General features: G+C 60.6%; 12 protein-coding genes. 4 read left to right on the forward strand and 8 right to left on the reverse strand.

What is annotated here, in order from left to right; genetic code table 11:
- Positions 1-25: 25 nt before the first annotated feature.
- The 7 genes from ACP7BO_RS11660 to ACP7BO_RS11690 all read right to left on the reverse strand — a co-directional run bounded on the left by ACP7BO_RS11660 (position 26) and on the right by ACP7BO_RS11690 (position 7329).
- Positions 26-868: an SDR family NAD(P)-dependent oxidoreductase gene (locus ACP7BO_RS11660; RefSeq protein ID WP_426210497.1), complete on the reverse strand. Its 843-nt coding sequence runs from the start codon at positions 866-868 to the stop codon at positions 26-28.
- A gap of 114 nt (positions 869-982) precedes the next feature.
- On the reverse strand, positions 983-2230 hold the full coding sequence (locus ACP7BO_RS11665) for an OprD family porin (protein ID WP_426210931.1): 1248 nt from the start codon (positions 2228-2230) through the stop codon (positions 983-985).
- A 111-nt stretch (positions 2231-2341) separates the two neighbouring features.
- Entirely contained in the window at positions 2342-3064 is a 723-nt protein-coding gene (locus ACP7BO_RS11670) for an ABC transporter ATP-binding protein (RefSeq protein WP_426210499.1), read from the reverse strand.
- Positions 3061-3816, reverse strand: a complete 756-nt coding sequence (locus ACP7BO_RS11675) for an ABC transporter ATP-binding protein (protein WP_426210501.1) — start codon at positions 3814-3816, stop codon at positions 3061-3063. Before ACP7BO_RS11675 ends, ACP7BO_RS11670 begins: the two co-directional genes overlap by 4 nt.
- On the reverse strand, positions 3813-5090 hold the full coding sequence (locus ACP7BO_RS11680; RefSeq protein ID WP_426210503.1) for a branched-chain amino acid ABC transporter permease: 1278 nt from the start codon (positions 5088-5090) through the stop codon (positions 3813-3815). Before ACP7BO_RS11680 ends, ACP7BO_RS11675 begins: the two co-directional genes overlap by 4 nt.
- 3 nt (positions 5091-5093) lie before the next feature.
- Positions 5094-6035, reverse strand: coding sequence for a branched-chain amino acid ABC transporter permease (locus ACP7BO_RS11685; RefSeq protein WP_426210505.1), 942 nt, complete (start codon positions 6033-6035; stop codon positions 5094-5096).
- A 52-nt stretch (positions 6036-6087) separates the two neighbouring features.
- The gene (locus tag ACP7BO_RS11690; RefSeq protein ID WP_426210507.1) at positions 6088-7329 is read right to left on the reverse strand and encodes a branched-chain amino acid ABC transporter substrate-binding protein; all 1242 of its coding nucleotides are present in this window, start codon (positions 7327-7329) and stop codon (positions 6088-6090) included.
- 282 nt (positions 7330-7611) lie between these two features.
- Here ACP7BO_RS11690 and ACP7BO_RS11695 point away from each other — a divergent pair, with 282 nt between their 5' ends.
- The 4 genes from ACP7BO_RS11695 (at position 7612) to panB (ending at position 11200) form a co-directional block, all read left to right on the forward strand.
- Positions 7612-8325, forward strand: coding sequence for a FadR/GntR family transcriptional regulator (locus tag ACP7BO_RS11695; RefSeq protein ID WP_426210509.1), 714 nt, complete (start codon positions 7612-7614; stop codon positions 8323-8325).
- A 244-nt stretch (positions 8326-8569) separates the two neighbouring features.
- Complete coding sequence (locus tag ACP7BO_RS11700; protein WP_426210511.1) at positions 8570-9400, forward strand: shikimate dehydrogenase family protein; 831 nt, start codon at positions 8570-8572, stop codon at positions 9398-9400.
- A gap of 45 nt (positions 9401-9445) precedes the next feature.
- Complete coding sequence (locus tag ACP7BO_RS11705) at positions 9446-10186, forward strand: SDR family NAD(P)-dependent oxidoreductase (RefSeq protein WP_426210513.1); 741 nt, start codon at positions 9446-9448, stop codon at positions 10184-10186.
- Positions 10187-10384: 198 nt separating this feature from the next.
- Complete coding sequence (gene panB, locus ACP7BO_RS11710; protein ID WP_426210515.1) at positions 10385-11200, forward strand: 3-methyl-2-oxobutanoate hydroxymethyltransferase; 816 nt, start codon at positions 10385-10387, stop codon at positions 11198-11200.
- On the opposite strand, the gene ACP7BO_RS11715 is transcribed toward panB, so the two are convergent.
- On the reverse strand, positions 11201-12595 hold the full coding sequence (locus ACP7BO_RS11715) for a PLP-dependent aminotransferase family protein (protein ID WP_426210933.1): 1395 nt from the start codon (positions 12593-12595) through the stop codon (positions 11201-11203).
- Between the last annotated feature and the right edge of the window lie 202 nt (positions 12596-12797).

Here is a 12797-nt window from a genome sequence, read left to right on the forward strand (position 1 = left end):
AACGGGCCGGTACAACGAAGGCGAACTAGAAGCCGTTGGCAGTCCAGCCGCCATCCGATACGTAGATCTGCCCGGTAATGAAGGTTGCGCTGGTGGACGCCAGAAACAGCGCCAGTTCGGCCATTTCCCCAGGCTCGCCAAGGCGTTGCAGCGGTGTACGCCGGCGCAGTGCCTCGACGTCCAGACGGCCGCTGCGCTGCAGTTCCTCCACCAGCGGGGTGCGGGTGTAACCGGGGCCGATGGCGTTCATGCGGATGCCGTGCCGGGCCCACTCCACCGCCAGGCACTTGGTCATGGAGACCACGGCGGCTTTGGTTGCGCAGTAGGCGGTGCGATCGGCGGAGTGCGAAACACCCCACATCGACGAGGTGTTGATGATGACGCCCGACTGCTGCCCGATCATGTGCCGGGCGGCGGCCTGGGCGCAGAAGAACACACTGTTGAAATTGATCTCCACGGCCCGGCGCCATTCGGCCGGGGTGATCTCCAGCGACGGCTTGTTGATCGACACTCCGGCGTTGTTGAGCAACACGTCGATACGCCCGAAACACGCCTTGGCATAGGCAAAGGCCGCTTCGACAGCCACTTCGTCAGCCACCGAGGCCTGGAAGCATTCGACGCGGGCATTGGGGAATGCTTGCTGCAATTGGCCTCTGGCGTCGGCCATGGCCGGGGCATTGATGTCGATCAGCAGCAAATGTGCACCGTTGCGGGCAAAACCCTCGGCGAGGGCCAGGCCGATACCGCTGCCTCCACCGGTGACCACCACCACTTTGTCGTGGATACCGGCGTAGCGGCTGTGCTGGAAAACCGGCGCGTCCGACACGGGCTGTTCGGGCGTAGTTGCAGAGCAATCTGGGTTGGACATGAAGTTCTCACTTATTTTTATATCTGGTCATACATTACAATCAACTTGTCAGACCAGTAGATAAAAACTAACCCGCAGTGGCGGGTTAGTCAAAGGAAATTGCTACGAAATTCGTCAGAACAACGCCAGGCTGTAGCTGACGATAAGGCGATTGTCGTCGACCGAAGGACCGAAACTGGAGCGCACCATGGCATTCCTCCAGCGCAGCCCCAGGTTCTTCAGCGGACCGCTCTGGATCACATAGGACACATCAAAGTCCCGCTCCCATTCCTTGCCGTCGTTGCCACCGGCCACGGCCACGTTGTCGCCCCTGACGTAACGCACAAAGGACGTCAGCCCCGGCACTCCCATGGCGGCAAAGTTGTAGTCGTAACGCAGTTGCCAGGCCTTCTCCTGCGCCGAGGCAAAATTGCGCACCTGGATATCGTTGGGCAGTACGGTCGTGGTGGGGCTTAGCCAGATGCTGGCGTCTTCGCCATACATGCGCTGCCAGGCCGCCATCAGCGTGTGCCCGCCCAGACCGGCACTCAGGGCCGTGAAGAACGATCGGTTATCGATCTGGCCCGCCTTGGCCTGGCCTTGTTCCTCGGAATCCAGCAGGCCGATATTGGCCCCCAGGGTCCAGGCGCCGACGGGCTGTTTGTGGGTGAACTGGATAAAGCGCTGGCGGTAGATGTCCTCCAGCTCGGCCCCCCACAGACCGACCATGGTCCGTTCCTGGTTGAAGCGGTACTCGCCGCCCAGGTAGTTGTAGCGATCCGAAGTGGCATAGGCGCGACCGTCGATAAACAGGTCTTCACGGTTGCTGGAGTTACGCTGGGTGAATGAGCGCATCTGCCCGGCATTGAGGGTCAGCCCGGTGAATTCCTTCGAGGTCAGCATCGCTCCCTGAAAGGTCTGGGGCAGCAGGCGTGCATCGTTGTACTGGAGGATCGGCAGGGTCGGCAGCAACTCGCCGACTTTAAGTTCGGTCCGGGACACTTTCAGTTTGACCGCAGCCCCCAGACTGGAAAAATCATCTGCCGAACCATTGCCGTGTTCGGGCAACAGCAGGCTGCCGGTGCGCCCGGCGCCGCTGTCGAGTTTGATCCCCAGGCGGCCGATCAGGTCGACGCCCACCCCCACAGTGCCCTGGGTGTAGCCGGACTGCGCATTGAGCATGAAACCCTGGGCCCACTCCTCGCTCTTGGCCTTGGGGGCTGCGCTGTCGCGATAGTCGCGATTGAAGTAAAAGTTGCGCATCTGCACGGTGGCCGTAGCGTCCTCGATAAAGCCCTGTTCCTGAGCCAGGGCCAGGCCCGGCAAAGTGCTCAGCAGCAGCAGGGGTGGTGCGGTGAAGTATTTAGGCAGGCTCATTGTTATTGTTTTTCCCGGTGGATTTCAGGCACGGCGATCCCGTGGCAGCACCCGTGCTGCCACACAATCAGCCGGTATATGGCAGGCGAACCTGCCGGTTTGAAAGCAGGGGCAGCCTCAGACCGCCAGCCACTCCTGCATCAGGTCCGGATCGTCGGTCAACGCCTGGGGCGTGCCTTCGAAGACAATCCGCCCGTGGCCCATCACGCACACACGGGAGGAGACCTTAAGGGCGATGGTCAGCTTCTGCTCTACCAGCAGAATTGAAACTCCCCGTCGATGGATCTCGCGGATTGCCTCGGCAACCACGGCCACAATCTTCGGCGCCAGGCCTTCGGTAGGTTCGTCAATCAGCAACACCCTGGGGCAACCCAACAGTGAGCGGCACAGGGTAAGCATCTGCTGTTCGCCACCGGAGAGGTTGCCCGCACCGGTGTTGCGCCGCTCGCGCAAACGCGGAAAGAACTCGAACATCTGCCCGACGTTCCATGCCGTGGCGCCATCGACAGCCTGCTGCTGCCCCATGCGCAGGTTTTCTTCGACGCTGAGGTTGGCGAACACCTCGCGCTCTTCCGGAACAATGCCGACTCCGGCTCGGCTGATGCGATAGGGTCTGAGCCCGGTCAGCTCGCGACCGCCCAGCTGGATGCTGCCGGCACTGGCCGGCACCAGCCCCATTACAGCTTTCATAGTGGTGGAGCGCCCGGCGCCATTACGTCCGAGCAGGCTCACTACCTCGTTGTGAGCGATATTCAGGTTGACCCCGTGCAACACATGACTCTTGCCGTAATGCACATGCAGGTCACGGATCGACAACAGATTTTGCGAGAGCGGATTCATGCGCATTGCTCCTCACCCAGATAGGCTTCCTGCACCCGCCGGTCCGCCCGGATCTGGTCAGGTGTTCCGGTGGCGATGACTTCGCCGTAGACCAGCACGCTGATGCGGTCACACAGGGAAAACACCACGTCCATGTCATGCTCGACAATCAACAGCGAACGCCCCTGTGTCACCTCGCGAATCAGGTTCAGGGCGTAGTCGGTTTCTTCATGGGACATGCCTGCCATCGGCTCGTCGAGCAGGATCACCCGCGGGTCGCTGGCCAGCGTCATGCCAATCTCCAGAGCCCGCTGCTCGGAGTAGGACAGCTCTGCCGCAGACACTGCCTGCTTGCCCTGGAGCCGCACCTGCTCAAGCAGTTTTTCGGTCTGCTCGCGTACCTGCGCATAGCCCTGCACCGAGCGCCAGAAGTGGTACTGCATCCGGTGTTTGCGCATCACCGCAATACGCAGGTTCTCGAACACCGAAAGTCCGGGGAAAATGTTGGTGATCTGGAACGAGCGCGACAGCCCCAGGTGATTAATGTGTTCCGGTGAGCGGCCTTGAATCTCGGTCTCACCGAGAATTATCTTGCCGCTGGAGGGTTGCAGCTGCCCGGAGATCAAGTGAAACAGGGTCGACTTGCCGGCCCCATTGGGACCAATCACCGCATGCCGTTCGCCGGAGCGCAGCTGCAGTTGCGCACCACGAATGATATGGGCCTCACCGAACGACTTGTGCACATCGTGTAATTGCAGGATCGAGCTGCTCATGGTCGTTCTCCTTCTACCCCAAGCGTGAGCGCAGCAGCAGCTTGCTCCGGTTTATCGTCCAGCAGGCGCAGCCATTGGCGCCGGGCCAGCTTCAACGCCAACAGGCCGCACAGCCCCAACAGCACCGGCGTGGCCCAGGTCAGTGGTGCCCCCGGCAACCATTGGCGGCCAAACAGGCTGATGGCCGGCCAGGGCTGACCGGCAATCAGCAGCGCCTGGTAATCCTGGCTGAAAATCCGTTGCAAGGTTTCGATCGCGAACACCACGGCCAGGCTCAGCAACCCGGCGGTGAGCAATGCCGTTAACGCCGCCGGGATAATCGCCAGCCAGCCACGTCGACGGATCTGCGCGTTCCAGGCCAGCACCAGCCCCGCCAGACCGCTGGGCATGAACATCATCACCAGCACGAACAGCAGCCCCTGATAAAGCAGCCAGGACTGGGTCAGGTCGGAGGCAACGTTACCGAAGAAGGTCATCAGCGCTGCGCCCAGTACCGGGCCGAGGAACACGTTGACGCCACCGATGTAAGTGTTGAGTACCACCTCTGCCGAATAATGCATGTCGAAGAGCACGTAGTTGGCCGACTCCAGATTCAACGCCTGCAAGCCACCGGCAATCCCTGCAAACATGGCCGACAGGGCAAACACCAGCACCCGCAAGCGATGCACGTTGTAGCCCAGAAACTGCAGGCGGTGACCGTTCTCACGCAAGGCAAATGTCAGCCGCCCCATGGGCGTCAACGTGAAGGCGTAGAGCAAGGCGATGGACAGCACCACCCAGCCCAGAGTCAGGTAGTACACCTGGGTGGCATCGCCGAAATCCAGGCCCCATGCCGGGATGCGCATCGACGAGATACCGGCCTCGCCGCCAAACAGGGTGCTCAGGTGCGGTGCCAGGGAGTGCAGCAGCTCGGCCAGCGCCAGGGTGATCATGGAGAAGTAAACCCCCGCCCGCTTGGTGGCGAACCAGCCGGCACACAGCCCGCACATAAAGCCGCCCAGGGCGCCGATCAGCGGCAGCAGTGGCGTTGGCAGGAGGCCCTGGCCATTGAGCGCGTTCATCGCGTGGAGGGTGGCGAAGGAGCCAACGCCAAAATACGCCGCGTGGCCGAACGAAAGCATGCCGCCCTGTCCGCACAGCAGGTTGAAGGCACAGGCAAACAGGGCTGCAATCAGCATCTGGATGGCCGCGTTGACCATCGCCACCGGCAGGATGCCAGGCAGCACCAGCAGTGCCAGCAGCAACAGCGCCAGCAGGATTTTCGTGAGTTTCATGGTCTACCCCTTCTCGCCCATTAACCCGGACGGCCGGATTAGCAAAATCAGCAGCATCAGTGCAAACGGAATGGTTGCCGCCACGCTCGATACCTTGAGCGTCATCAGCCCGCCCGCCTGCTGCGCCCAGTCACCGGCGCCAAACAGACCCAGGACCGTGGCCAGACTGAGGTCCACACCCACTGCAAACGATGAAATCAGCCCGATCAACAGCGAAGCGACCATCGCTCCGGCCATCGAGCCCAAACCGCCGACTACCACCACGACGAAGACAATCACCCCCAGCTCCAGGGCCATGTTCGGATTGGTGGTGTAGAACGCCCCGGCCAGTGCCCCGGCCAGACCGGCCAGCGCGGCGCCGATACCAAACACCGCCATGAACACCAGCGGCACGTTGTGCCCAAGGGCCTCGGCCATTTGCGGACGATGGATTGCGGCCCGCACCACGATGCCGACGCGGGTACGGGTCAACAGCAGGTAGATCAGGGCAAACACCAGCAGCGAGACCGCCCCCATCAACAGGCGATAGAACGGATAGTCAGTGCTGAATACCTGGAACGCTGCAAAGTTGAGAAACTCCGGCACCCGGTACTCGACAGAAAAGTTGCCGTAAAACAACTTGATCAACTCGGCAATGATGAACGTCAGGCCAAAGGTCAGCAGCAGTTCGTGGGCATGCCCGTACTTGTGCACCCGGCGCAGGAAGAACCGCTCGACGATCACCCCCAGCAGCCCCACCAACAAGGTCGAAAGCAGCACCGCGCTGATGAAACCGACATATTTCTGCAGGGTGTAGGCCAGGTACGCGCCCACCATGTAGAAGGAGGCATGGGCGAAGTTGAGCACCCCCATCATGCCGAAAATCAGGGTCAGGCCAGCTGAAACCATAAACAGCAGCAGGCCGTAGATCACGCCGTTAAGCAGTGAAACTGTGAGAAATTCCATAGGCGACTCCAACATGGGCAGGAAGGCGTGCCGGGCGGCACGCCGGGCGGCGTCACTCGGGCCGTTGCATCCGGCAGTCATCCTGCACGGGCGCCGCAGCCTCATCGGCAGTGAACGACTTGATCGGCACGAAACCCATGTCGGTGCCGTCAACTTTGTAGCGGGCGTCCCGCGAAACCACCGACACCACGAACGGCATCAACAACTGGTGATCCTCGGCCCGCATGCGCACGTCACCCAAAGGGTTGCTGTCGCCGGCCTTTTCCAGGGCCAGGGCGAAGGTGCGGGTATTGAGACGGCCGTCTTCGGCCGGGAGTTTTTTCAGCACATTGCCGACCATCTGCAAGGCGAATACGGTTTGCGGCTCGATGTACGCCGGCAGGTGCCCGGTCGAGGCCTGGTACTCGCTGGCAAAGCGCTCGCCCTGCTCGCCCGCAGCCTCGATATTGAACGGATGGGAAACGTAGTGCCCCAGGGCGACATCGCCGGCGTTGGCCAGATTGCCCGGCTGGTCGAGAAAGGCGGTGCCAAAGCGCAGTTTCAGGCCCGCGGCTCGGCTGGCCTTCATCAGCAACAACAGGTCGTTGCCCCAGTTACCGGTCAGCACCGTTTCAGCACCAGAAGCCTGGATGCGCGCGATATAGGGCGAAAAGTCCTGAACTTTCTGGGTGTCGTGCAGGCTTTTGCCCACCAATTGATAGCCACCGGCTGCGGCGTTATCGGAGATGGCTTTTTCCATGTCCAGGCCCCAGCTGTAGTTCTGGTTCATGGCGTAGACGCTGGTGCCCAGGGTGCCCGCCTCTTTCATCGCCGCAACCAGAGTCTTGACCCGGATCGGCGCATTACCGTTGAAGCGGAAGTGATAGAAGTGACATTTGCTGCCCGTCAGCTCAAGGGCTTCACCGCCAACATTGAGGAACACCACTTCCTTGCCTTTGTTGCGCAGGTTGTACTTGCGTACATCTTCAGTGATCTGCCCGGCGGCGACTGACGAGGCGCCCTGAACAATCATTTGCGCCCCGCTGCCGATGGCGGCCTTGAGCTTTTCGGAGGCGCCCGCCGGGGTACCCTGGCTGTCGAATTCGAGCAACTGGATCGGCTCGCCGTTCCAGCCACCTTCGGCGTTAAGCCGTTCGATCTGAAAGCGGGTGGCGGCGCGGAACATTTGTCCGGTGGCAGCTGACGGCCCCGACAGGGTTTCGACCAGCGCTACTTTCAATGGATCAGCACAGGCGATACCGGCGCACAGAGTGGTGCCGAGGGTGAGCAGACGCAGCGTGGTCTTGGTGTGCATGGAAGCCTCGTTTTTATTTTTATTAACGATCTGGTAATACATCATCAACAACATGTCTGACCAGTTTGCGGAAATTACGACAACGCTGCCCCGATGTCAAAGCACCCTGAACAGGAAATATGCTTTTATTGGCTCATGAGTCTCGTGTAGACCTTTAAAACAAACGGTCCAGGCGGGTGATTTTTTTCTAAAACTTGTAAGACCACAGTTCAATCATTCACTATCACCAATCCATCACTTTGATGCCCGTACCCGTGCTGCCTCCGGGCAGAGGACTGACCAATGAAAAGCGCAAACGTACAACCCAACCAGCCCCTGCCCGTGGAAATCGTCAACTGGCTGAGTGCCGAGATCGAGTCCGGACGGCTGGCCACCGGCGATCAATTGCCCAGCGAGCGGCAATTGTGCGAGCAGTTTTCGGTAAGCCGGGCGGTGGTACGCGAAGCGTTGTCGCAGCTCAAGTTCGAAGAACTGATCACCACCCAGCAAGGCAAGGGGGCGTTCGTCGCCAAGCGCGGGGAGCGCCATGCGTTCCGTTTGAAAGAGGTCTCGCTGGGCGAAGAGGATTCACTGCTGCATATCCTCGAGTTCCTGATCACCATCGAAGTCGGCGCCACACGCCTGGCTGCCTTGCGCCATACCCCCGAAGACCTGAAGAAGATCCGCCAGGCGCTGGTGGGCATGGAGTACGCCATGGTCAATGACCAACTGGGCGATGAAGAGGACTACGCCTTCCACCAGGCGATCGTCGCGGCCACCCACAATCCGCATTTCAAATCCCTCAACGAATACCTGGACCACAGCGTCCGGCGGCTGATCCGTGAAGCCCGCAGCAACACCGCGCAAATCTATAACGAGCTGATCCAGGACGTGCAGGACGAGCACCAGGCCATCTTCCAGGCCATCCAGGCGCGCAATCCGGATCTGGCCGGCGAAGCCGCCGAACGCCATCTGCGCAATGCCGCCAAGCGTATGGACATGTACCTGCAGGACTGACCTCCTGCAGCGCCCTTGACACCGAAAAGCGAAGCCTTCTACCATCCTGTCAGACAACAACAAAATATGTCAGACAGGTTATTCCCCATGAGTCCCTCCCGAGCACCGCTGCCACCCTTGGCGGCAATGATTCAACCCTTGTGCGCGATTTCACCGGCTGACCACTTATCTGGCTCTGCGCATCATGTGCAAGGCTTGTGCACGCCCGCCAATATCCGTTGTCCATCCTGACCCAGAGGTTTCCATGCACATCAGTGGCCAGACAAAACTGATCGGCATCGTTGCTGATCCGATCGCCCACGTAAAAACCCCGCAAGTGATCAACCAGAGTGCAGCCAACCAAGGCCTGGACGTGGCCTGCATCCCCCTGCACGTAAAGGCTCAAAACCTGCAAAAAGTGCTCAGCGGCGTAGCCGGTATCGCCAACCTGCATGGCCTGGTCGTGACCATTCCGTACAAGGAAAGCATCGTTGAATACTGTGATGAGCTGACCGACCTCGCCCGCCAGATCGGCTCGGTCAATGCCGTACGGATCGACCCCGAAAGCGGACGCCTGACCGGTGGCAACTTTGACGGCGAAGGCCTGCTTGCCGGTTTGCATCAACAAGGCCACAGCGTTTATGGCAAGCGCGTACTGCTGGTGGGTGCCGGCGGTGCGGGCAAGTCGATTGCCTGGTCCATCGCTCGCCAGAAGCCCGCCCGGCTGGCGATCTACAACCGCTCTGCGGCCCGCGCCGAAGCGCTGCTGGAACGCCTGAAAAAACAGTTCCCCGAAGTCGACCTGAGCATCAGCGACGGCAATGCCCAGGGCTTCGACGTGATCATCAATGCCACGTCCCTGGGGCTCAGGGACGAGGATGCCCTGCCCCTCGACCCTAGCACCTTGAGTGCCGAGGCCCTGGTTTGCGAGGCCGTGGTGCGCGACGGCGATACCGCCCTGCTGGCCGCAGCCCGCCTGCGCGGCTGCCGGGTACACCCCGGGCAGCACATGATTTACGGACAGATCGTGCAGATCTGCCGCTTCCTCGGTGTGGACCTGCAGCAAGAGCAAGTTGCGCGCATTCTCGGCCCATGAGCCCTTGGGCCTCCCGGCCCTGATCCTCGTTTGGAGACACTGACCATGTACGACTTCAACAACCGCGTCTTGCTGCTGACGGGGGCCAACGGTGGCATTGGCCGCGAAGTGGCGAAACTGTTCTACCAGTACGGCGCCTCTATGGTGCTCACCGACCTGGACGGCGAGGGTCTGGCGGATTTCGCCCGGACCCTCGACGTCAGCGGCGACCGGGTTGCCACCTTGAGAATGAACGCAGGCGACCCTGAAGACTCGGCCAGGGCCGTACAACTGGCCGTCGAGCGCTTTGGCGGGATTGATTTTCTGGTGCCGTCGGCCGGTCTGTACCAGTCACAGCCGATTCGCGAGATGACCGACGAGCAATGGCGCCAGACTCTGGGCATCAACCTCGACGGCGTGTTCTATCTGTGCCGTCGCGCTATCCCGGCACTGCGCGCCAACAGCGCGATCGTCAACCTGACCTCGGTTGCCGCGCACCGGGGTGCCTACTCCAACGCCCACTATGGCTCGTCCAAGGGTGGCCTGCTGAGCCTGACCCGCGCGCTGGCCCGTGAACTGGGGCCCGAGACCCGGGTCAACGCTGTTTCTCCGGGTGTCATCGAAACCCCGATGACCCAAAGCCTGATCGCAACCCGTGGCAGCGACTCGGTTGAACAAACACCGCTCAAACGCCTGGGCCAGCCGAGCGAAATCGCTTCGGTGATCGCCTTTTTGTGTAGCAACGGCTCAAGTTTCATGACCGGTGAAGTGCTGCACGTGAATGGCGGGCTGTACATCGCCGGATGAGTCAAAGCTCCCCTTTTTCGCAATGAAAACGGGGAGCTCTACTTAAAGGCCGACGGGCCTGATGGCTCAACGGCGAGGCTCAAGTGAAGGCATCTGGGTTGCTTTTCAAGCCCGATCTGTACATTGAACGCGCCTGTGTTTCACCAATAATCGGCCACTCCGGACCTGAGCGGTTTTGATTACTACAGGAGCATATTGATGAGCACCCATATCCGTACCAAACGATTGACGGTCCCACAGCTGGTTGCAATGAAAGGCCAGCAGAAAATCGTCTCCCTGACGGCCTACTCCAGCTCTATCGCCAGGTTGATCGACCCTGTTGTCGATTTCATTCTGATCGGTGACTCAACGGCAATGGTCGGCTATGGCCGGGCCTCGACCCTGAGCATGCAGCTTGAAGAAATCATCGGTCATACCCGTGCTGTGGTCGACAGCACGCGCCTGGCCTGTGTGATCGCCGACATGCCGTTCGCCAGCTATCAGGAATCCCATGAACAGGCCTTTCGCAATTGCGCTCAGGTCCTGGCGCGCACCGGTTGCGATGCCGTGAAGCTGGAAGCCAACAAGACCCTGGCGAGTACCGTTGAATTCCTGGTGGCCCGCGGCATCCCGGTCATGGCCCACGTCGGGCTGATGCCGCAGTTTGTCAACGTGATGGGAGGCTTCAAGGCCCAGGGCCTGAGCGCGCAAAACGCTGGCGTGATAGCCGCAGATGCCCGGGCCAATCTCGAAGCAGGCGCTTTCAGTCTGCTGCTCGAAGGTGTGGCCGAAGGCGTAGCCCGGCAGATCACTCTGGATTCGGAAATGCCCACCATCGGGATTGGCGCTTCGCCGGCCTGTGACGGCCAGATCCTGGTGACCGAAGACTTGCTGGGCCTGAGCGGTGAGCATTTGCCGCGCTTCGTTAAACAATACGCCGATGTCGGCGCGGTGATTCGAGACGCTTGCGAGCGTTTTGCCGAAGACGTGCGTAACGCAGGTTTCCCTGAGGCGCGGCATTGCTACGGGCTCTGACTATACCGAGCGCTCTTCGCCGATAGCTCGTGCCAGTTGTTGCAGGGCCAGGACAATATCCTTGCTCCAGTCGAGGGTGAAGCTCAAGCGCAAGTGATGCTTGCAGGCCCCTTGCTGGCTGAAGATCTCTCCGGGGGCGATCACGATACCCTGGCCCAGCAAGCGCTCGAACACCCGGCGCATATCTACCGCCCGCGTGGCCTCGAGCCAGAAGGTGGCGCCTCCTTGCGGGGCGACCACCTGCAACTGCCCGGCGCAGTGCACCTGCAGCAGGACCTTCATGCGTTTCATACGCTCCAGCAATATGGTCCGTAACAGAATCAGATGCTGGTCGATACGCCTGGAGTTCAAGAGCATGGCGATTGCTTTCTGACGGATCGGCGACAGGCGAAACCCACGTTCCAGGAACAGCCGATGCAGTTGCGGCCCGTGCTGGCGGCACAACACAAAGCCATAGGGTGCTTCCGGGCCAATGATCTTGTCGAAGGTAGAGAACACCAGCAATTTCTGCGGATCGGCGAAATCGCGATAGCGGGCTGGCGCGGCAGAAAAACAGAACTCGCCATAGGTGTCATTTTCGAACAACCAGATATCCCGCTCTGCCAGCCAGCGACAGATCTGCTGTTTATCCTGCGCCGGCATCAACATGCCCTGGGGAATGTTCACCGTCGACGACAACACTGCCAGGCGTACCGGCTCACGCCCGAGCAGCTCAGCGAGTGCTGGCAGATCAAAACGCCCGTCCACGCCGAGGGGCACTTCAATCACGCGGATCTTCGCTGCCTGCAACTGGCGCAGAATCGTCCACGAACATGGCGACTCCACCAGAGCTAGCGTGCCACCAAGGTCCAGGGCATCGAGTGACAACTCCAGCACACCGCGCAGATCCGGGCCGATAAACACATGCCCGGCCTGCCAGGTGCAGTCTCTGGATCGGGTGTAGCGCGCAGCCAGCGCCATGCGCAACTCCGTCTCGCCTAACGGCTGATAGAGCGGCGCCCGAGAGCGCGGGTAGTGACGGGCCAGTTCGCGCTCCATCAGTAACAAGGGGTTTTCCAGCGACAACAGCATCGCCGGAGCATCACTGCTCAGGGCCAGCATCCCCGGCTGGCGGGCGCTGGAATACACGCTGTCAAGCAGGTTGGGCGAGCTGGCATTCCATAACGATGCCGGTGTCGCCCGGGTGAAATAACCGGACTTGGGTCTGGCCCGGACGCGCCCCTCGTCCTCGAGAAGTGCATAGGCGTACTTGGTAGTCGACACCGACACATTCAGACGCAAGGCCAATTGCCGCAGAGACGGCAATTTATGCTCGCGCCCAGGGCTGGCTGCCTCGATCAACCCGACAAGATAGCGGTACACCGCCTGATAGGCGAAGCAAGGGTCTTTGTCTATATCCGTGCTCACGTGCGCTAACTCCTTGTGCTGCTTTATGAGGCATTCCTGCTGATCGCGCTCAAGTAACTTGACGTGCGACGCTGACTTGTCATGGGCGACATTGCTTACCTTCCGCACTCGGCACGGGCTATGTATTATCAGCGCAGGCTGATACTGCCTGCCGCTCGCGTCCGTAAGGAAAGGTGAAAGTATTGCTTCT

Origin of the sequence: Pseudomonas sp. TWR2-1-1 (assembly GCF_049897045.1) — a bacterium.
Taxonomy (GTDB): domain Bacteria; phylum Pseudomonadota; class Gammaproteobacteria; order Pseudomonadales; family Pseudomonadaceae; genus Aquipseudomonas; species Aquipseudomonas versuta.

Coding starts and splice junctions, on each gene's coding strand:
- ACP7BO_RS11660 (WP_426210497.1), bottom strand. CDS start 868: ATGTCCAACCCAGATTGCTCTGCAACTACGCCCGAACAGCCCGTGTCG.
- ACP7BO_RS11670 (WP_426210499.1), bottom strand. CDS start 3,064: ATGAATCCGCTCTCGCAAAATCTGTTGTCGATCCGTGACCTGCATGTG.
- ACP7BO_RS11675 (WP_426210501.1), bottom strand. CDS start 3,816: ATGAGCAGCTCGATCCTGCAATTACACGATGTGCACAAGTCGTTCGGT.
- ACP7BO_RS11680 (WP_426210503.1), bottom strand. CDS start 5,090: ATGAAACTCACGAAAATCCTGCTGGCGCTGTTGCTGCTGGCACTGCTG.
- ACP7BO_RS11685 (WP_426210505.1), bottom strand. CDS start 6,035: ATGGAATTTCTCACAGTTTCACTGCTTAACGGCGTGATCTACGGCCTG.
- ACP7BO_RS11690 (WP_426210507.1), bottom strand. CDS start 7,329: ATGCACACCAAGACCACGCTGCGTCTGCTCACCCTCGGCACCACTCTG.
- ACP7BO_RS11695 (WP_426210509.1), top strand. CDS start 7,612: ATGAAAAGCGCAAACGTACAACCCAACCAGCCCCTGCCCGTGGAAATC.
- ACP7BO_RS11700 (WP_426210511.1), top strand. CDS start 8,570: ATGCACATCAGTGGCCAGACAAAACTGATCGGCATCGTTGCTGATCCG.
- ACP7BO_RS11705 (WP_426210513.1), top strand. CDS start 9,446: ATGTACGACTTCAACAACCGCGTCTTGCTGCTGACGGGGGCCAACGGT.
- panB (WP_426210515.1), top strand. CDS start 10,385: ATGAGCACCCATATCCGTACCAAACGATTGACGGTCCCACAGCTGGTT.